Raw genomic sequence first — 17,975 nt, forward strand, 5'->3', positions numbered from 1 at the left:
CAAGGTATGACACACTGCACCCGCTTGTTACTTGCACTAAAATAATATAGATACGCCACAGTCACTTGAGAGAAAATCATCTGATGAAATGGATTTGTTCTGTCAGCCTTGCCGTTACTCTGGCGATCCAGCCAGCTTTTGCCGACGATTTGATCGGCCCACATCAACTGACTCCGCAGGCGCGTGACGCATTCGTTACCGACCTGCTGACAAAAATGACCCTGGATGAAAAGATCGGCCAGCTCCGGTTGATCAGCGTGGGGCCGGAAAATCCGAAATCCGCCATACGCGATATGATCCAGCAGGGGCAGGTGGGGGCGATCTTTAATACTGTCACCCGGCATGACATTCGTCAGATGCAGGATCAGGTGATGCAACTCAGCCGCCTGAAGATCCCGCTGTTCTTTGCCTATGATGTGATCCACGGGCAGCGCACCCAGTTCCCGATCCCGCTGGCGCTGGCCGCGAGCTGGGACACCGAGGCCGTAGCGAATGTTGGCCGCATTGCGGCGTATGAAGCCGCCGATGACGGGCTGAATATGACCTGGGCGCCCATGGTGGATGTGACCCGTGAACCTCGCTGGGGACGTGGCTCAGAGGGCTTTGGTGAAGATACTTATCTGACGTCGGTGATGGGCCGCACGATGGTGCAGGCGATGCAGGGCAAAAGCCCGGCGGATCGCTATTCCGTCATGACCAGCGTCAAACACTTTGCCGCCTATGGTGCGGTGGAAGGCGGGCGTGATTACAACACCGTAGACATGAGTTCGCAGCGTCTGTTCCAGGACTATCTGCCGCCGTACAAAGCGGCGTTAGATGCGGGCAGCGGCGGCGTTATGGTGGCGCTTAACTCGCTGAACGGCGTACCGGCCAGCGCCGACAGCTGGCTGTTGAAAGAGGTGCTGCGTGATGACTGGAAGTTTAAAGGCATCACCATCAGCGATCACGGTGCCATTAAAGAGCTGATCAAACACGGCGTGGCGCGTGATCCGGAAGACGCGGTGCGTATTGCGCTGAAGTCCGGCATTGATATGAGTATGAGCGATGAGTATTACAGCAAGTACCTGCCGGGCCTGGTAAAACGCGGTGAAGTGAGCGAGAAAGAGATCGACGATGCGGCACGCCATGTGCTGAATGTGAAATACGATATGGGGCTGTTTAACGACCCGTACAGCCATCTTGGTCCGGTGGGGAGCGACCCGGAAGACACCAATGCGGAAAGCCGTCTGCATCGCACCGAAGCCCGCGATGTGGCGCGCAAAAGCATGGTGCTGTTGAAAAACCGTCTGGAGACGCTGCCGCTGAAAAAATCCGGCACAGTGGCTTTAATTGGCCCGCTGGCGGACAGCCAGATCGACATCATGGGTAGCTGGTCTGCCGCCGGTGTGGCAGCGCAGTCCGTCACGCTGTTGCAGGGGATGAAAAACGCCACGGCCGGTAAAGCCACGCTGCTGTACGCCAAAGGCGCGAACGTCACCGACGATAAAGGCATTCAGGACTTTATCAACCTGTATGAAAAAGCGATGACCGTCGATACGCGTTCACCGCAGCAGATGCTGGATGAAGCCGTTGCCACCGCTAAAAAAGCGGATGTGGTGGTGCTGGCGATAGGTGAGGCGCGTGGTATGGCGCATGAAGCCTCCAGCCGGAGTGACCTGACGCTGCCACAAAGTCAGCTGAAACTGATTGATGCGCTAAAAGCGACCGGAAAACCGCTGGTGCTGGTGCTGATGAATGCCCGTGCGCTCACGCTGGTGCATGAAACGCAGCAGGCCGATGCGATGCTGGAAAGCTGGTACAGTGGCACCGAAGGCGGTAACGCCATCGCTGATGTGCTGTTTGGCGACTACAACCCGTCTGGCAAATTGCCGATGTCCTTCCCGCGCTCCGTGGGCCAGATCCCGATCTATTACAACCATCTCAACAGTGGCCGTCCGTATAACTTCGAAAAACCGAACAAATACACCTCACACTATTTTGATGAAGCGAATGGCCCGCTGTTCCCGTTTGGCTACGGTTTGAGCTATACCTCGTTCACGCTGTCGCCTGTGAAGATGTCTGCGACGACCATGCCACGTAACGGCACGGTCAACGCCAGCGTCACGGTGACCAACAGCGGTAAGCGCGATGGTGCAACCGTGGTCCAGCTTTATCTGCGCGATCAGGTGGCCAGCATTAGCCGCCCTGTGAAAGAGCTGAAAGGCTTTAAGCGCATCATGCTCAAGGCCGGTGAATCACAAACCGTCACCTTCCCGATTGACGTCAGCGCGTTGCAATTCTGGAATGCCAGAATGCAGCAGGTGGCCGAGCCGGGTAAATTCAGCGTGATGATCGGGCTGGATTCCGCGCGCACCGTCGATGCGGAGTTTGATTACCTGTAAAGCGGGTCGGGCAGGGCATGCCCACCTCATTTTCCATTGGGGTGAGGCATGCCTCGCCCGGTTTCACTGGACGCTGTAATGGTCAATTTTCGCGATAAAATTCAGCAGCAGGTGTTCCGCTTAAATGGCCTGTCATTAAATGAGTTTGACCTGTCAAAACCACCGGGTGACCCCGGTCTGTACGGCCCGGACAGTGTGATATGGCGGGTGCACGGTGATTTTTCTTCCATGCTGTGTGGCGGGATCGCCGCGCTGTTGTTACAGATGCAACATCCGCTGGCGCTGGCTGGCGTGTGGGATCACTCCACTTTCCGCGACGACATGATGGGGCGGTTACGCCGCACCAGTCAGTTCATCGCCGTCACCACTTTTGGTAACACCATCGATGCACACACCCTGATTGACCGGGTGAAGCGCATTCATCTGCGCGTCAGCGGTGTGGATGCGCACGGGCAACCTTATGCCGCCAGCGATCCGGCGCTGCTCACCTGGGTTCATGTCGCGGAAACCCGCAGTTTCCTGGCGGCGCATTTGCGCTATAAAAACCCGCAGCTCAGTCTGGCTGAACAGGATCGTTATTATGCAGAGGCAGCGTTAGTGGCCGAAGCGCTGGGCGCGCAGGATGTACCGAAAAGTGTTGCCTCCGTTGCTGCGTATCTTGAGGCGATGCGGCCGCAGTTACGCTGTGATGAACGCACACAGGAAGTGTTATCCCTGCTGCTGAATGCGCCCGCGCCATCATGGCAGGCGCGTCCGGCGATGAATGCCATGCTGCTGGCGGGCATTGAACTGCTGCCGGAGTGGGCACAACAGGCGTTCGGACTGCATTTTTCTCCGCTACGGCGGCGCATTATTCGCCTGCGTATTGAGGTGATTGCCAGGCTGCTGCGCTGGGCGATCTCGCGCGGGGCGTATCAACGGGCCATGACGCGGGTCGGACGTTAATTCTCTTTCACGGTTCAAGGATCTCATCATGAAAAATATTCTCATCAGCGTACTGCTGCTCAGCGGCACGGCCAGTGCAGCAGAAACATTACGTCAGGATCTGGATACCCGCCTGGCAAACTGCCAGCAGCAGGCGGTCAGCACGCTGGAGAATCTTCAGTGTTATGAGGTGGCGAATAAAGCCTGGGATAGTGAGCTGAATAAACAGTACCGGCTATTGCTGGCAGGGCAGTCACCTGAGGCGCAGGCCGCGCTGAAAAATGCCCAGCGGGCGTGGATCAGCTACCGTGACAGTTATTTGCAGGCAATGAACCGCTTTTATCAGCAGCAGCAGGGAACAATCTGGGGGCTGGTGGCGTCAGAAGCGAAGCTGAATGTGATTAAAGAGAAGGCCCGCGATCTCTATCGATTGCGTGAAAGCACCCATATGGGGGAGTAACAAAAGGCATTTTGAGACTTTTACCCTTGCCCCAACGTGATGTAACGCGCCATTCTCTTCTTATTGCCCAGGCCTATTCTCAAGGGAATGGAACCCGCCACACACCGTCGAGGCGTTATGACACAGCCCTATCAGATTGCTGAAGTCACCAATCAGCAACAGACGCTCATCGCAATTGTCGAACAGGATGAGCGCACCGCGTATTTTTATATCTGGCCGACAGACGCATTTCGTCAACAGTTTGCCGTGCGCGGCTGCTGGTTGCGTAACCTGTTGCCTGCCCCCTTGCAGGATGATGTTGCCGCGATGGAGCAGGGCACACCGCCGCTGCTCAGTGCCGAGTATTGCCGTACGCTGGCCGCCGAGCCGATGCTTGACCCGGCCGGGCTACAGATCATTTGGGAGCCGTCAGATGACGGTGCTGCTCTGTGGTACCAGGGGCAGCTTCTGGCCGTGATCCCGGGCTGGAGCCTGTACCAGGATCAGCAGGTGAGCTTTTCGGCGGGCTGCATTAAAGCGAACCGTCTGACCGCGCCGCTGGGTTCTGCGTCGACCAACAAAAACTACGCCGCCGCACAACAGCACCGGCAGTTTTTTCGCGAGTGGCAGGATGGCCAGCAGTGGGAGCCCTTCCAGCAGGAGATGCTGCAATGTTATGAAGCGCAGTACGGTGAATCACTGAAATATTACTCTATTGATCAGGGCAACTGGCCGCCGATGGCGATCTCCCAGCATTACCATGAGGGCTGCTGGTACTTTCTGACGCTTGGCATGTGCATCCGCCCGATGCCGTGGGTGGATTTCCTGTTTGATGACCTCGCCCCGGAATATCGTCGGACGGAGCTGGCGCTGGCCATCGATGCCGAGGTGATGACGGAAGAAAATGCCGTGCAAATGGCCAGTGCGTTAGCCGGATTTGCGCATATGCCATGGTCTCGCCTCAGCTGGCTGGGGGAAGGGCATACGCTCGAATCCTCAGTGGCCCCGATGGGGTTTGAAGGGTTTATTCTCTCATCTGCCCTGGGGCGTGAAAGCGGCCAGTTCCCGCTACCAAAACGTGACGGCGAAAAGGTCAATCTGCTCTGGGCGGCCCCGATCACGCAGCTTGAGCGCGAATTCGCGCAGGCCGAAGAGAACGGTGGCCTGGATCTGGTGGCGCGTCTGTTGCAGTACGGCGGCGGGCATATTTTTCGCGCCCGTCAGCAGGTGGTGAATGTAGAAGAGTAATTTCTCGCGATCCCGGCCTGCCAACGCCGGGAAACTTTCGGTTTACGCCCGCCTCGCATAAAGCACGATTTTATGCAGACCATGAGATGCCTCTTATGCCAGAATAGTCAGTATCATTTCTGAGGAGTCGGCATGTCTGCAATTGAAGTTATTCTGGTCGACAGCCAGGACCGTCCTACCGGTAAGATGGAAAAAATGGAAGTTCATGAAAAAGGTCTGCTGCATCGCGCGGTCACCGTTTACGTGTTCAACACCGACCATCAGCTGCTGTTACAGCGTCGTGCCAGTGGTAAATACCACTGTGGCGGGCTGTGGAGCAACACCACCTGTGGGCACCCTTATCCGCAGGAGTCGACTCAGGATGCCGCTGAACGCCGCTTGCGCGAGGAGATGGGGCTGCGCCTGACGCTGCAACCGGTGTTTGAACTCAGTTATTATCTGCCGCTCAGTAATGGCCTGACCGAACATGAATATGGCCACGTCTATTTTGCCATCAGCGATGTGCAGCCTGATATTAATCCGGAAGAGGCCGACGACTGGCGTTATTGTTCCCTGGCCGATATCCAGCGAGAAATGCACGCTCACCCGGAACGCTTCACTCCGTGGTTTTTGCTGACGTTTCCCCGCATCCCTTCTGAATTTGCGCGTTTTACCGCGCAGCAGTCAGATCACTCTTCCAGATAGATCCCCATCCGGTCAGCCAGCGCCAGTAACTCGCCAACCACCGGCGGGGTAGTGAGAAGCTGAGTTCCCTGGTGGTGCATCTGTAATTCTCCGTTAATACGGTCGCCAAAAAACAACCATGCCTGGCCTTCGTGCTGACGTGAAGGCCAGGTCAGACCCTGAATGTGCGGATATTGATGATGGACTGCTTCAGCCCACTGGCGTGTAATGTTGTATTAACTGGCATCGGAGTGAATGAGCTTTTTGTTGGCGCGCATTTTTACCAATGAAGCCAGGTCGAGGCTGGCTAACTGCATGGGGATTGTGGTGACCAGTTGGCTATGACGAAATGCAGCCAACGCTTTAACCTGATAGACAATAGCCGACTGCGAAATATCGATATCATGAAATATCACTTCGCACAGCGCCACCCTGGTGACGTCTCCGGCATAGAGTGTCGGAATGAGTCTGCCCTGCTGGTCGAAAATCGGGCTGAAGCGCGCGTTACCCTGCAATGTATTGTTAAAACTGTCGCCAGCAAACTGCTGACGATGAACGCGAAACAATAAATGACCTGCAGGTAGTAACACAGGGTTAATCGCAACCGAACCTACAGGACATAAAAACGGCGAAAGTCCTTTTCCGTTACTGCTCTCCTTAGCCATGCTGTGCTCCGGATTTTGCCTGAAGCGCAGCATCGGTGACTGCCTGAGGATCGCTGGTGAGCAGGTCTTTTGGCCTGCGTCCCCCCAGCCAACTGTTTCCAGTAGCAAACCAGGCGGCCAGCGACCAGGGCGTGCGTGTGCCATCGAAGATGTCCAGCACCTGTTTGATCACGGGCAGAGGTTGCCAGGCTTCATCAAACGCGTAATCCGGGTAGCGGTCCTGGCCTTCAACGTTGATGGCAAAGGTTTTACCCCGACGTTTCCAGGCATTGGGCCCGGCACTGCGGTTAGCATTGGTAAAATGGGCTTTGTCAGACAGTTCGCCGGATCTGATCCATCGGTCTTCGCTCAGTACGAATTCACGGATATCGTGCTGACGCTGTTGATTACGTGCATGGTACTGCTCATAGCCATCAAAAATACTTTCTGATTTATTTCCGCCGGCGTGAGCGGGTTTTTTTTTGCGCGCAGGTTTAAGCAGTGTCTGGGCAATTTCAAAAAAAGCCAGCGCCAGGGAGGGATCAAGAAGGGGATTGCTGACCATCTTCTCCAGTTTTTTGCGCAATGCGACACCATTGCCTGCAGGCGAAGGGGCGGCATCTTTTAGCTGATTAACATTGATGACCAGATATTCAGCACTCTCTTCAGCAGCCATATTGCGTAGCTGCTGACCATTAAACAGGCTGATGGTTTCTGATATGGCTGGTGTAGATTTTGCTGACATAGAACACCCCCGACTGGATATATTGCATATTTTGAATATATCGAATATTTGTCGGTATGTCTAAAATTTCATCGAAATTTGCGTGCAATGCGGGAGCGTGTGACGAATCATTTCGCCACACGCTTTCTCCTCTACTGATGACTGAAAGCAAAATCCTCGGAATCCACATCATAACCTGAGGGTTCCCAGCGGATAGCCAGCAGGGCGATCAGGCCGATAATCGGTGCCATCCCAATCACCCAGAACACATTAGTGCCCAGCAGGGCGGCCAGCACCGGGAACAGGAACAGCGAAGCCGTCGAACTGGCGCGCACCATTGTCTGATTGAAGCCCACGCCCACGCCGCGCAGCGACGTCGGGTAGCTGAGTGAGGCGTAAGTCATGGTATGTGCGCCCGGTCCGAAGCCCTGGCCCAGCAGGAACAGGGCCAGCATGCCAATCGAGATCGCCGCCTGTTGCCCGTCTTCCGGGCGTCCAACCAGTGCCAGACCGACCAGCGCCGCGATCTGGAACGTATAACCGAGTGTCATCATTTTCCAGGCACCAAAACGTGGCACCAGCCGTACGGCCAGCGTACCCCCGACAAAGGCAAACAACAGATTCAGCGCCAGCGACAGCAGAATGGTGTTCAGCATCGATTGTGCCAGGAAGCTGGAGATAATCACCGGCAGGCCAAACGCCACCGCGTTATAGGCGAAGGGGGAGACAATCGAGGTAACGGTCGCCAGCACGGTACGCTTCAGGTAAACCCCTTTGAACAGCGAGCCGTAGTTGCTCCAGCTGGCACGGCGTACCGCTTTGACTGGCGCGAGATCCGCATCTGCGGCGACATGTGCATTAATGCCCCAGGAGCTGCGCAGGATGGCCGCTGCCCCTTTCAGGTCACCCTGATTGGCGGCCCAGACCGGAGACTCGCTCATATAGCGACTGCGAATGGCGATAATAATCAGTGCCGGAACGGCCCCGAAGCCAAGAATAATGCGCCACATCAGGTCGCTGTGGCTTTCCGGCAGCACTGACCAGAAGAACAACACCAGCAGATAAGAGATAGAGATCGCGGCGTACCAGGTGGGGCACCACATGGCAATACTGGCGGCTTTATTGCCGCGCCCTCGCAGTTTGGAGAACTCGGCAAGAAAAGCCATCGCTACCGGTAAATCAATACCGATACCCATGCCCATCACGAAACGCGCACCGGCCAGAACATACTCATTGGGGGCAAAGGCACAGGCGAGGGCTGCAAAAACAAAGAAGAACATATCCGCCATAAAGACGCGGTAGCGGCCAATTTTATCGGTAAGGTAGCCACCAATTAGCGCGCCGACAATGGCACCCAGCGTAATCGATGAGGCGATCATACCTGCCCCTGCCGGGGAGAGGCCAAATTCGCGAGTGACATCTTTCATGCCAAAGGCGAGTGCACCCAGATCGTAGGCATCGAGAAAAACACCACCGAGGGCGATACCGATAACGATACGTGCATTGTTGCCAGAGTGACTGCTGGTGTTGACCAGCTGAGAGACATCCGATGCCTGACGGAGGGTGACGACCTCGCCTGTCGGCGTGTTCCCTGCCAGCGCGACGTGCGCCGAAGAAGTGATTTCAGTCATGATGTTGAGTTTTATTGTGATGAGTAAACTCAGAGCATAACTGTCTGACCTGTCGTGGTTAATTACGTCTGGTTTTAATTTAAAACCAACGGTGCTAGCGGGGCGGCAACAGGCTGCCGCCGGGCCGCACGATCAGGAACGCACGATGAAGGTATATCCGGCCAGCATCACGCCGCCAATCCCGCCGAGCGCCATCAGCAGGAAGATAAATATCACACCAATCTTTTGTAAGTTCATCACTTCATCCATTTTCTTAACCAGGGGCGAAGTATAGCGCTTTCGCCCGTGGGAATTAAGCCAAAGCCGGCGTTTTATTGTGCCGAATCGGGCTGTTTTGAGAAGAACAGCGTGACGCGTGCCACTTCAATACCAAATTTTTTCATCGAGGTGACGTTCATCAGATGCTGCGCATCCTGCTGATAAATCCAGTCGTCAAAGTTCAGTTTATAACTGCTGTCGTCGGTTTTGACCGTCATGGTGTAACGCCAGTTAAACGCGTTACCGCTGGCATGGCCGGTTGCCGTGCCGATAATATCCCCGGCCGTTCCGGTGTAGCTGCCGTCGGCCAGGCGGCGGATATGCCAGACCCGCGTCTGCTTCTCGCCGTCGTCATAAACGAACTGCTCGTTTAACGTCAGGGTTTCGCCCACCACCTGGCCGCGGATAACCACTTCAAAACGGCGGATCTGCTTCCCGCTGTAATCCTGCACCATGCCCCAGGCGCGGGACTCACCGTTGAACCAGCTGAAAATATCAATCTTCGGTTGCGCCTGCTGATAGTCTTCCAGCGTGGCACCACAGCCTGCCAGCAGCAGGCTGAACGTCAGTAACAGGGATTTCCACATGATTAACCTCCGGTCAGTTCCCGACGGATATCGGGGTAAGTCGACGATGGCGATAGCCAGATATTGAGGAAAGCGTCGCGAAAGGCAGCGTCAAAGCGCGGGCCGATCGGGCTAATAGCCGCCTGCGTTCCGGCGGCCTGCCAGTAAAACTGTCCGCCGCGGGCATCCGCCTGAAATGCCAGGCGGGTGCCATCGCTGACGTCCGGCCAGACGGTGGCCAGCTGTTGTAGCCACTGCTGACGCTGATCGCTGCTGCCGGTATTCTGTGCCTGCCACTGTTCCAGCGTGGCATCCAGCAGTTCCTGGCGGCTGATGTCGCGGCGGTAGGTTATCACCAGTGCCAGCGGCCACTGCTCGGGTTGCCAGCGTCCGCCGGGCGTCAGGAGCTGGGAATCGTACAGTGTAAATGGCCCCCAGGTCAGCGTCGCTTTGCCCACGTTCTTCCAGCGTAGCCAGTCAGCGGCCTGGCTCAGCGATGAAAACAACAACAGCAATAACAGCCATTTTTTCATGAATTTCTCCGCAGGAGTCTGCTGGCTAATGGTAGCCAGATCGCCCAGACAATCGCCAGCGCACCCAGCGCCATGGCGGGTGACTGATGCCATTGCAGGCCACCGAGCCGCTCACCAATGAAATAGGAAAAGGGTCCGCCCAATGCGCCAGCCAGGATCAGCCAGCGCCAGTCAGGTGCAAAGCGATGGAGGATCAGCCCCCACCAGCAGGCGAACGTCAGCCACAGTGCAAGCATCCAGACGGGAAACGCGTGGCTGCCGCTAAAACTGAACAGATCGACGCCCAGCCACAGACTGTCGAGCGCGATACCTGCCAGCGCGACCAGCAGCAGGCGCAGCTTCATCACGCGCGGGCTCAGCAGCCAGGCCAGCAGCGCCCCGGCGCACAGCAGCAGCCCGATGCGCTCGCGCAGCGCCACGGCCAGCCCCCAGTAGAGATCAAAACCGAGGGTGAGCAACCAGAAGCGCAGGCGGCTCATGCGCGTTGCAGTGTGAGCTGGACGGTGCCAATGGTCTGCGCGCGGAAACCCGCCTCGCAATAGCAGAGATAAAACAGCCACATACGGCGGAAGCGCTCATCAAAGCGTCCTTTTGACAGCTGTGGCCAGGCGTTGTCAAACCGCCGCCGCCACAGTTGCAAGGTCTGCGCGTAGTCCGGGCCGATTTCCAGCTGGTCAATTTCGCTGAAATCGCTGATTTCTTGCAGCGTGTTCTGCAACAGGCTGACGGAGGGTAAAAAGCCGCCGGGGAAGATATAACGCTGGATAAAATCGACGCCGCGCGCATAGCTGTCAAAACGTTCTTCACTGATGGTGATCGCCTGCAATGCCAGACGGCCGCCCGGCTTCAGCAACTGCTGGCAGCGCTGAATAAACAGCGGAATATAGGCTTTACCCACCGCTTCTATCATCTCTATCGAGACAATTTTGTCGTACTGGCCGCTAAGATCACGGTAATCTTCACACAGCACGGTTACCTGGTCGCTCAGCCCGGCGGCGGCGATGCGCTGACAGCAATAGACATACTGTTCGCGCGAGATGGTGGTGGTGGTCACCCGGCAGCCGTACTCGCGAGCGGCAAATTCAGCCATGGCGCCCCAGCCGCTGCCAATCTCCAGCAGATGATCATTCGGCGTCAGCCCCAGCTTCACGCACAGGCGTTTCATTTTGGCCTGCTGCGCCTGCTCCAGCGTCATCTCCGGCTGCTGGAACCAGGCGCTGGAATAGAGCATCGCCTCATCTAGAAACGTGGTGTAGAAGTCGTTGCCGAGGTCGTAATGGGCGGCGATATTGCGCTTTGCCTGGCGCACATTGTTGCGGCGCAACGCATGACGCAGCTGATTAAACGGTGCGGTCAGCCAGCTGAGGCGGGCCTCCAGTTTATCAGCGACACGGGTATTTTGTGCCAGCGTCAGGATAACGGCGGTTAAGTCCGGGGTTTCCCATTCGCCATCCATATAGGTTTCTGCAGCGGCAATGCTGCCGCCCAGCAGGATACGGCGATACGCTCGTGAGTGATGCACCATCACTTCGGCCTGAAGCGCAGCCTGCGCATCGCCGAAGAAGCAGGTGCCGAGATGCGGGTCATGCAGGGTTAATCCCGCCCCTTTGATGCCCTGCAACAGGGATAAAATCACCCGGCGTGATGCGGAGAAGCGTTTACCCGTTTTTGCACGGCGTGCCAGGCTGAAATCAGTGCCAGTCATGGGTTATTTCTCCGACTTGCTGTGGTCATACACCGGCGCACCTTTGCGCCAAAGTTTCCACGCCTGCCAGTAAATCGCCAGCGCGGTACGAACGGTCATCATTGGAAAACGCCAGAGAAAATGGCGCAGCGTCTGCCGGGTCAGCGGCTGACGTCGTAAATGCAGGGTGGCGTCAAACTCGCGCCCCTCACGGTGATTCTCAATATGCACCAGCAGTGATTTACCCGGCGGGGACAGCCGCCAGTGGTAAACCATCTCCATGGGATTAAACGGAGAAACATGAAACGCTTTCTGCGTGGTTTCGCTGCCGTCAGGTTTCACCGCATACGTATGACGCTCATTCCACGGCGTATTACGCACTTCGGCCAGCATCCAGCGCAGGCTGTCGGCGGCATCGTACAGGTAGTAAAGGTTGACAGGATTGAATGAGCAGCCAAAGTAACGCAGCTGCGTCAGCAGCATCACACGTCCGGTAAGATGTTCCCCAGTCAGGGCGGCAATGCGCGCCTGAGCACGCTCTTTGATGCCGCTGCCGCCACCAAGATAATCGTCCTCACTGAAGCTGGCAGCGCGCAGATTGTGGTGGCCGATGCCGACGCTTTTCAGTAACGGCAGTTCATCAAGATCAATCAGCGGCATAAAAATGCGGTAGCTGAACTGATGATCCACCGGGGTGAAGCGACGATGGCGCACATGGCCGCTGTACAGCACGCTGTTCACAGTAAACCTGCCTGGTCCATGGCCGTCGTCACATCTAACGCGCTGCGAATGCCATCTTCATGAAAACCGTTGTAGCTCCAGGCACCGCAGAACCAGGTGCGGTTGTTCCCGTTCAGCAGCAGCCGCTGCTCTTGTGTGCACAGAGCATGTGGTCCGAACTGCGGATGATGGTATTCAAAGCGGCGTAACACGCGGGCCGGATCGATCGGTTGTGTCGGGTTGAGGCTGACGCAGAACGTATGCGGTGACTGAATGCCCTGCAGGATATTCATATTGTATGTCACGCTGGCACCCTGCTGTTCGCTGTCGTTTGCTTCATCATCCAGACGGTAGTTCCAGCTCGCCCAGGCTGCGCGGTTCTGTGGTAGCAAACGGGTATCGGTATGCAGCACCACTTCATTGGCGCGATAGGGCACCCCGGCCAACATCTCACTTTCCTGCGGCGACGCATCGCCCAGCAGCTGCAATGCCTGATCGCTGTGACAGGCGAAAATCACCTGGTCATAGCGCTCAACGCCTCGCGGGCTTTCCAGCGTGACGCCATCGGCATCACGCGTTATCCGGGTGACCGGGGTATCGAGATAGACCTGCATCTGCTGCCCGATCAGCTGCATCATGCGGCGGATATATTCCCGCGAACCGCCGGGCACTACGTACCATTGCGGTCGCTGGGTTAAATCCAGCAGGCCGTGATGATGGAAGAAGTTCAGAAACTGGGTCAGCGGCATACGGCGCATCTCACTCAGTGAGACTGACCAGATGGCGGCACCCATCGGCAAAATATAGTGCCGGGCAAAAAATTCACTAAAGCCCTGCGCGGTCAGAAACTCATCCAGTGAACCCTGGTCCTGCTGCTGCGCCAGCCACTGCTTTCCACAGCGATTAAACCGCACGATCTCTGCGAGGAAGCGATAAAACGAGGGCTTTAACAGGTTGCTACGCTGGGCGAAAAGGCTGCTGAGCGTGTGGCCGTTATACTCCAGCCCGGTGCGGGAATTGCGCACCGAAAAACTCATTTCCGTGGGCCTGCCTTCCAGCCCCAGTTCGGCCAGGAATCCCTGAAAACGCGGATAAGTGCGATCGTTAAAAACAATGAATCCGGTATCAATCGCCCAGTGCTGACCGTCCAGCTCAACGTCCACCGTGGCGGTATGGCCACCGAGTGTACTGCCGGTTTCATAAAGATGAACCTCGGTGCGTGGGGCTAATTTCCACGCACAGCTCAGGCCAGCAATTCCACTGCCAATAATCGCAATGCGCACGCATTACCTCGCTATTTTTTGCGTTAACAGACGCTGAAGGGCCTGGGGCAACCGTGAGGTCACCCGCAGAATAAAAGCAAACAGCGCCGGGAAAGCGATTTCGGCCTTTCCTTTTGCCAGCCCGCGCCGGATAAAGCGCGAAGCCTGAACCACGTCGACAATCATCGGCATGGCAAAATCGTTGCGCTGTGTCAGCGGCGTGTCGACAAAGCCGGGCAGCACCAGCGTGATGCCAATCTGCTGACGCTTGACATCCTGCGCCAGGCTGCGGGCGAAATAGGCCAGCGCGGCTTTCGAGGCACCGTACGCTTCGGCGCGCGGCAGGGGAACCATGCTGGCGGTAGAGCCGACCAGCGCCACGCGGCTGCCAGGCTGCATCTGTGGGAGCAGGCTGTCCAGGCAGTTCACCGGACCACTGAAGTTCGTCAGCATCACGCGGTGGACTTTTTCGGCATCGACAATGCCATGGTCAAGATATTCACAGGTGCCTGCACAGAGGATCGCCAGATCTGCCCGCTTGCCGTCCAGAGCGGCGCGCGTTTCAGCCAGGTCAGTGATATCAAACAGGCAGATGTCAATCAGTGGGAACTGCTGGCGCAGTGCGTCCAGTCGCTCCGGATTACGCCCGCAGGCGGTGACATGCCAGCCTTCCGTTGCATAATCCTGCGCTAATTGCAGGCCGATGCCGGAGCTGGCGCCAGTGATCAGGACACGTTTCATGGTTGCAACCTCTTTTTGACCAGGCCGATGATCGTGCCCAGCAACGGTAGCTTTTCGTAGAGCATGGCGCCCATATCGTAGTAATCGCGCTGAAAGACCACTTTATTGTCGCGAAATTGCAGGTAGCTGCTGCCCTCCAGCGTCTGGTCAGCTCCCCGTTGCAGGGCAGGGTGGGCATACTCCATGCGCCACAGCAGCAGCGCGTCGGTATCAAACTCGCGCACCTGCGTCACCACAAAGCGGCAGTAACGCATGTTTTTCAGCAGGCTGGCAAAGTACTGCTCCACCACCGCAATGCCCTGGTGTTCACCTACCGGATCGCTCAGGCAGATCTCCGGATGGTAAATCTGCGCCAGCATTGTCAGCCTGTCGCTGTCCAGCGTCTGGTAAAATGTCACTAACTGCTGTAGTGCGGCCTGCTGAGTCATACCTGATTCCTTAGTGACCGTATGCGGTAATCGAGAACCCCTGCGCCTGCCAGTGGCTCATCTGTTCCTGCTGGCGTTTGGTTAACGCTTTTCCGGTATAAACAAAAATATGCTGACCGGGGAAAAGCTCGGGGCGGGGAGACTCCAGCGGCTCGGCCAGGATGTCAATGCGCCAGCCCTGCTGCGAGAGTCGCCAGGCTTCCAGCCACAGGCGGGGTCGGTCCGTCAGGCCCCAGCCAATCAGCAGTGCATCTTTGCCTGCTTTCTTGCGTGAACCCGTTAAACAGAAGCTTATGTAATCAATTAAAGCACCATCTAATAAACTACACATGGCCCGGGCGGTATTTTGATCTAAACCAAGGCGCTGGCGGATGGGGATGAAAACATGGTCGATAAGCATTTCTGCCGGGTTTTCTTTACCCATTGAGGCGATTTTTACGCGTAGCTTTGACGGACGCACGAGGCGAATAACCGCCAGCATCTCTTCCTGAAGGGCAAGCCACCCATCATCAATATTAACGTTTTCGCCTTCGAGCAGCGCTTTGACCTTACCGACCGGCACGCCGCTCTCAATCCAGCGTTTAATCTCTTCAATGCGCGCAATATCGTCTTCATCAAACAGACGATGACCCCCTTCGGTGCGCTGTGGTTTCAGCAGACCATAACGACGTTGCCAGGCGCGCAGCGTGACCGGATTAATGCCGCAGCGTTCTGCGACGTCACCGATGCTGTACAGTGCCATGTATTACCTCTTGACTTGCTGTCAGACTTTTTATCAGCCTAACCAATATTATCAGGTTGTACAAAGTATTATTTGTTGTACAAGTTGAAATGATGAAAATAAACGGCTATATCTCATATTAGAGATTAATTCCCAAATATGAGAAACCAAGATGGAACAAACCCCAACGGAACAGCGGCTGGCACAACGTCTGGCCGACCTGCGTGTGGAAAAGGGCTGGTCGCTGGAGACACTTGCCGAGCTTACCGGGATTAGCCGCGCTTCGCTATCCCGTATCGAGCGGGCTGAGACCAGCCCGACAGCCTCTTTGCTTAACCGACTGTGTAATGCCTACGGATTAACGATGTCACGTTTGTTAAGCGAAGTGGAACAGGAAGCTGTACAACTTTTACGGCCTGAGCAGCAAAGCGTCTGGCACGATGTAGAAAATGGCTACCAGCGCCGATCGCTCTCCCCGCCTGCGCAGGCGTTTCATGCGGAGCTGGTGGAAGCCCGGCTGGCGGGAGGGGCACGTATTGACTACGACATTCCGCCGATTGCCGGGCTTGAGCAACATATCTGGATCCTGGATGGCGTACTGGAATTTCAAATGGATGAGCGTTTCTGGCGGCTGGAGCAGGGGGACTGCCTGCGTTTTCATCTGTTTGGCCGCACCCGCTTTCATGCACCTGAAGCGGGCGGTGCACGCTATGCACTGGTGGTGGCCCGTCCATGAACAATATTGATTATCAATGGCTGGATGCCGGTCAGGCGCAGCAGGCGCTGCCTGCATTGTGTGAGGTGCTGGATGGCTGCGTGGCGCAGGGTGCCAGTATTGGCTTTATCGATCGTGATGCGCAGAGGCTGCAACATTTCTGGCAGGATGCCGTTCTCAGCCTGGCCTGCGGGGATAAACAGCTGCTGGTGGCGAAGCGCGACGGGCGAATTGTCGGGACGGTAATGCTGGTGCTGGCTATGCCCGCGAACGGCGTGCATCGTGCCGAAGTGATCAAACTGTTGGTGCATCCGGATGCACGCCGCTGCGGGATTGCCCGTGAACTGATGCAGCAGGCAGAAGCCCGGGGACGTGAACTCGGGCGCAGTCTGCTGGTGCTGGACACGCGCAGCGGGGATGCGGCTGAACCGCTTTACCTCTCGCTGGGCTGGAAGGTGGCCGGGCAGATCCCGGGCTATGCCCGATCGACCGCTGGCGTGATAGATGCCACCACGATCATGTATAAGGCGATCGATCCGATTGGGTAAGCGGTCGGGCGCGCTCCCCCGGATCACTTTCCGGGGGAGACGGGGCTAAACGCGGGCGGCCAGCGCGTCCACGCGCGCCATCGCCTGATACAGCGCACTTTCTGTCACCGTCTCGCGCATATTTTCCATATCCGGTGCATGCACCGATTCACGCACAATCACCGCCAGTTCGTCCGCATTCAGTTCGGCAATCTCTGCCAGACTAAGCGGTACACCACAGTCTCGCGCCAGGCGCATTTCTGCCAGCAGCTCTGCATCATCGCGCTGCTCCAGCGCCAGCAGGCAGAGATTGCCGTAGCCGACCAGCAGGCCGTGGCCGAATTCGCGGGTTTTGTCGACGAAAGTGAACCCTTCGTAAATGGCATGGGAAGCCGCCGCATGGGCGCCGTTGCTCATCAGTGAAGTCAGCCCGGCAAAGGTGAAGATGGCATCCAGCGCCTGATCGAGAGCGTGATCAGGCTGCCGCTGGCGCACGGCTTCACAGGCTGCCGGGCCGTGTTTTGCTATCACGTCATAGCAGAGACGGCTGTGTGCCAGCGAGGAGAGCGCATTCGCATCCACGGCCGGGTGGCGTTCGCTCACCGCACGAAACTCATACCATTTTGCCAGCGTATCGCCCAGCCCTGCGGCCAGCCAGCGCAGCGGTGCCTCGGTCAGCAGTTGGCTGTCGATGATCACCGCCGCCGGAGCCTGCGGCAGCGGGAAGATATCAAAAAAGTTGCCGTTATCGTCATAGCGAATGGTTAACGGCGTCACCGCCGAACAGGTCGCGGCGATGGTGGGCAGGGTGATCACCGGGATATTCTGCTCGGCACCGACCGCCTTGCAGGTATCCAGCGATTTACCTCCCCCCGCTGCAATAATCACGTCGGCCTGATATTCCTGCGCCAGCGCGCCCAGGCGGGCAATCTGGCGTAATGAGGTTTCGCCGCCAAACCATTCGCTGCCCACCAGCAGACAACCTGCTGCCGTCAGCTGTTGCGCCACCCGGTCTTTGACCGCCGCCAGCGCCTGGTGGCCGCCAATCAGCAGCACACGCTGGCCCAGTTCACGGCTGAGGGTGCCGATCTGGTTGATGACTCCCGCGCCACGCAGTACGCGCGCCGGGAAAATCAGATGTTGGTGTGACATGGTTATCCTTCAGA

General features: G+C 57.0%; 20 protein-coding genes and 1 pseudogene. 7 read left to right on the forward strand and 14 right to left on the reverse strand.

Going from position 1 to position 17,975, the window contains the following annotated elements; genetic code table 11:
- Positions 1 to 83: 83 nt before the first annotated feature.
- From bglX to idi, 5 genes are all read left to right on the forward strand, one after another.
- Positions 84 to 2,381 (forward strand): beta-glucosidase BglX, encoded by a 2,298-nt coding sequence (gene bglX, locus WH277_RS12850; protein ID WP_133841146.1) that lies wholly within the window; start codon positions 84 to 86, stop codon positions 2,379 to 2,381.
- 78 nt (positions 2,382 to 2,459) lie between these two features.
- Positions 2,460 to 3,326, forward strand: a complete 867-nt coding sequence (locus WH277_RS12855) for an oxygenase MpaB family protein (protein ID WP_339505762.1) — start codon at positions 2,460 to 2,462, stop codon at positions 3,324 to 3,326.
- Between the two features lie 28 nt (positions 3,327 to 3,354).
- Positions 3,355 to 3,765, forward strand: coding sequence for a lysozyme inhibitor LprI family protein (locus tag WH277_RS12860; RefSeq protein WP_133841144.1), 411 nt, complete (start codon positions 3,355 to 3,357; stop codon positions 3,763 to 3,765).
- A gap of 117 nt (positions 3,766 to 3,882) precedes the next feature.
- On the forward strand, positions 3,883 to 4,992 hold the full coding sequence (locus WH277_RS12865; RefSeq protein ID WP_133841143.1) for a suppressor of fused domain protein: 1,110 nt from the start codon (positions 3,883 to 3,885) through the stop codon (positions 4,990 to 4,992).
- Between the two features lie 132 nt (positions 4,993 to 5,124).
- Positions 5,125 to 5,676, forward strand: a complete 552-nt coding sequence (gene idi / locus WH277_RS12870; RefSeq protein ID WP_339505763.1) for an isopentenyl-diphosphate Delta-isomerase — start codon at positions 5,125 to 5,127, stop codon at positions 5,674 to 5,676.
- Between the two features lie 101 nt (positions 5,677 to 5,777).
- On the opposite strand, the pseudogene WH277_RS12875 reads toward idi, so the two are convergent.
- From WH277_RS12875 to WH277_RS12935, 13 genes and pseudogenes are all read right to left on the reverse strand, one after another.
- Positions 5,778 to 6,353 (reverse strand): annotated as a pseudogene (locus WH277_RS12875) (RES family NAD+ phosphorylase); the annotation flags it as partial.
- Positions 6,313 to 7,044: a DUF2384 domain-containing protein gene (locus WH277_RS12880; protein WP_205945534.1), complete on the reverse strand. Its 732-nt coding sequence runs from the start codon at positions 7,042 to 7,044 to the stop codon at positions 6,313 to 6,315. The gene WH277_RS12880 and the pseudogene WH277_RS12875, both read right to left, overlap by 41 nt.
- 131 nt (positions 7,045 to 7,175) lie before the next feature.
- Positions 7,176 to 8,654: an MFS transporter gene (locus WH277_RS12885; protein WP_133841140.1), complete on the reverse strand. Its 1,479-nt coding sequence runs from the start codon at positions 8,652 to 8,654 to the stop codon at positions 7,176 to 7,178.
- 132 nt (positions 8,655 to 8,786) lie between these two features.
- A complete protein-coding gene (locus WH277_RS12890) occupies positions 8,787 to 8,891 on the reverse strand; it encodes a protein YohO (RefSeq protein WP_133841139.1) in 105 nt (34 codons plus the stop codon).
- 74 nt (positions 8,892 to 8,965) lie between these two features.
- Positions 8,966 to 9,499, reverse strand: coding sequence for a DUF3833 domain-containing protein (locus WH277_RS12895; protein ID WP_133841138.1), 534 nt, complete (start codon positions 9,497 to 9,499; stop codon positions 8,966 to 8,968).
- 2 nt (positions 9,500 to 9,501) lie between these two features.
- Complete coding sequence (locus WH277_RS12900; protein ID WP_133841137.1) at positions 9,502 to 10,011, reverse strand: hypothetical protein; 510 nt, start codon at positions 10,009 to 10,011, stop codon at positions 9,502 to 9,504.
- Positions 10,008 to 10,490 carry a DUF2878 domain-containing protein gene (locus WH277_RS12905; RefSeq protein ID WP_339505764.1) on the reverse strand — a complete coding sequence of 161 codons (483 nt, stop codon included), beginning with the start codon at positions 10,488 to 10,490 and terminating at the stop codon, positions 10,008 to 10,010. Before WH277_RS12905 ends, WH277_RS12900 begins: the two co-directional genes overlap by 4 nt.
- The gene (locus tag WH277_RS12910; protein WP_167864893.1) at positions 10,487 to 11,716 is read right to left on the reverse strand and encodes an SAM-dependent methyltransferase; all 1,230 of its coding nucleotides are present in this window, start codon (positions 11,714 to 11,716) and stop codon (positions 10,487 to 10,489) included. Before WH277_RS12910 ends, WH277_RS12905 begins: the two co-directional genes overlap by 4 nt.
- A gap of 3 nt (positions 11,717 to 11,719) precedes the next feature.
- On the reverse strand, positions 11,720 to 12,436 hold the full coding sequence (locus WH277_RS12915) for a DUF1365 domain-containing protein (RefSeq protein ID WP_167864892.1): 717 nt from the start codon (positions 12,434 to 12,436) through the stop codon (positions 11,720 to 11,722).
- The gene (locus WH277_RS12920; RefSeq protein WP_339505765.1) at positions 12,433 to 13,698 is read right to left on the reverse strand and encodes an NAD(P)/FAD-dependent oxidoreductase; all 1,266 of its coding nucleotides are present in this window, start codon (positions 13,696 to 13,698) and stop codon (positions 12,433 to 12,435) included. Before WH277_RS12920 ends, WH277_RS12915 begins: the two co-directional genes overlap by 4 nt.
- A gap of 3 nt (positions 13,699 to 13,701) precedes the next feature.
- Positions 13,702 to 14,418, reverse strand: coding sequence for an SDR family NAD(P)-dependent oxidoreductase (locus WH277_RS12925; RefSeq protein WP_133841132.1), 717 nt, complete (start codon positions 14,416 to 14,418; stop codon positions 13,702 to 13,704).
- Entirely contained in the window at positions 14,415 to 14,846 is a 432-nt protein-coding gene (locus WH277_RS12930) for a nuclear transport factor 2 family protein (protein WP_133841131.1), read from the reverse strand. The genes WH277_RS12925 and WH277_RS12930 overlap by 4 nt, the downstream gene beginning before the upstream one ends.
- A gap of 10 nt (positions 14,847 to 14,856) precedes the next feature.
- Positions 14,857 to 15,588, reverse strand: coding sequence for a MerR family transcriptional regulator (locus WH277_RS12935; RefSeq protein ID WP_159338090.1), 732 nt, complete (start codon positions 15,586 to 15,588; stop codon positions 14,857 to 14,859).
- Positions 15,589 to 15,739: 151 nt separating this feature from the next.
- On the opposite strand from WH277_RS12935, the gene WH277_RS12940 reads away from it, so the two are divergent.
- Both WH277_RS12940 and WH277_RS12945 read left to right on the forward strand, forming a co-directional pair.
- On the forward strand, positions 15,740 to 16,303 hold the full coding sequence (locus WH277_RS12940; protein WP_133841129.1) for a helix-turn-helix domain-containing protein: 564 nt from the start codon (positions 15,740 to 15,742) through the stop codon (positions 16,301 to 16,303).
- Positions 16,300 to 16,830 carry a GNAT family N-acetyltransferase gene (locus WH277_RS12945; protein ID WP_339505766.1) on the forward strand — a complete coding sequence of 177 codons (531 nt, stop codon included), beginning with the start codon at positions 16,300 to 16,302 and terminating at the stop codon, positions 16,828 to 16,830. Before WH277_RS12940 ends, WH277_RS12945 begins: the two co-directional genes overlap by 4 nt.
- A 45-nt stretch (positions 16,831 to 16,875) precedes the next feature.
- Here the strand turns inward: WH277_RS12945 and WH277_RS12950 are convergent, their stop codons facing one another.
- Complete coding sequence (locus WH277_RS12950; protein WP_159338091.1) at positions 16,876 to 17,961, reverse strand: iron-containing alcohol dehydrogenase family protein; 1,086 nt, start codon at positions 17,959 to 17,961, stop codon at positions 16,876 to 16,878.
- Between the last annotated feature and the right edge of the window lie 14 nt (positions 17,962 to 17,975).

This window comes from Erwinia sp. MYb416, assembly GCF_037479575.1.
Classification (GTDB): Bacteria; Pseudomonadota; Gammaproteobacteria; order Enterobacterales; family Enterobacteriaceae; genus Erwinia; species Erwinia rhapontici.

Excerpts from the sequence above, each read along its gene's own strand:
- bglX (WP_133841146.1), top strand. The coding sequence starts at position 84 with ATGAAATGGATTTGTTCTGTCAGCCTTGCCGTTACTCTGGCGATCCAG.
- WH277_RS12855 (WP_339505762.1), top strand. The coding sequence starts at position 2,460 with ATGGTCAATTTTCGCGATAAAATTCAGCAGCAGGTGTTCCGCTTAAAT.
- WH277_RS12860 (WP_133841144.1), top strand. The coding sequence starts at position 3,355 with ATGAAAAATATTCTCATCAGCGTACTGCTGCTCAGCGGCACGGCCAGT.
- WH277_RS12865 (WP_133841143.1), top strand. The coding sequence starts at position 3,883 with ATGACACAGCCCTATCAGATTGCTGAAGTCACCAATCAGCAACAGACG.
- idi (WP_339505763.1), top strand. The coding sequence starts at position 5,125 with ATGTCTGCAATTGAAGTTATTCTGGTCGACAGCCAGGACCGTCCTACC.
- WH277_RS12880 (WP_205945534.1), bottom strand. The coding sequence starts at position 7,044 with ATGTCAGCAAAATCTACACCAGCCATATCAGAAACCATCAGCCTGTTT.
- WH277_RS12885 (WP_133841140.1), bottom strand. The coding sequence starts at position 8,654 with ATGACTGAAATCACTTCTTCGGCGCACGTCGCGCTGGCAGGGAACACG.
- WH277_RS12890 (WP_133841139.1), bottom strand. The coding sequence starts at position 8,891 with ATGAACTTACAAAAGATTGGTGTGATATTTATCTTCCTGCTGATGGCG.
- WH277_RS12895 (WP_133841138.1), bottom strand. The coding sequence starts at position 9,499 with ATGTGGAAATCCCTGTTACTGACGTTCAGCCTGCTGCTGGCAGGCTGT.
- WH277_RS12900 (WP_133841137.1), bottom strand. The coding sequence starts at position 10,011 with ATGAAAAAATGGCTGTTATTGCTGTTGTTGTTTTCATCGCTGAGCCAG.
- WH277_RS12905 (WP_339505764.1), bottom strand. The coding sequence starts at position 10,490 with ATGAGCCGCCTGCGCTTCTGGTTGCTCACCCTCGGTTTTGATCTCTAC.
- WH277_RS12910 (WP_167864893.1), bottom strand. The coding sequence starts at position 11,716 with ATGACTGGCACTGATTTCAGCCTGGCACGCCGTGCAAAAACGGGTAAA.
- WH277_RS12925 (WP_133841132.1), bottom strand. The coding sequence starts at position 14,418 with ATGAAACGTGTCCTGATCACTGGCGCCAGCTCCGGCATCGGCCTGCAA.
- WH277_RS12930 (WP_133841131.1), bottom strand. The coding sequence starts at position 14,846 with ATGACTCAGCAGGCCGCACTACAGCAGTTAGTGACATTTTACCAGACG.
- WH277_RS12935 (WP_159338090.1), bottom strand. The coding sequence starts at position 15,588 with ATGGCACTGTACAGCATCGGTGACGTCGCAGAACGCTGCGGCATTAAT.
- WH277_RS12940 (WP_133841129.1), top strand. The coding sequence starts at position 15,740 with ATGGAACAAACCCCAACGGAACAGCGGCTGGCACAACGTCTGGCCGAC.
- WH277_RS12945 (WP_339505766.1), top strand. The coding sequence starts at position 16,300 with ATGAACAATATTGATTATCAATGGCTGGATGCCGGTCAGGCGCAGCAG.
- WH277_RS12950 (WP_159338091.1), bottom strand. The coding sequence starts at position 17,961 with ATGTCACACCAACATCTGATTTTCCCGGCGCGCGTACTGCGTGGCGCG.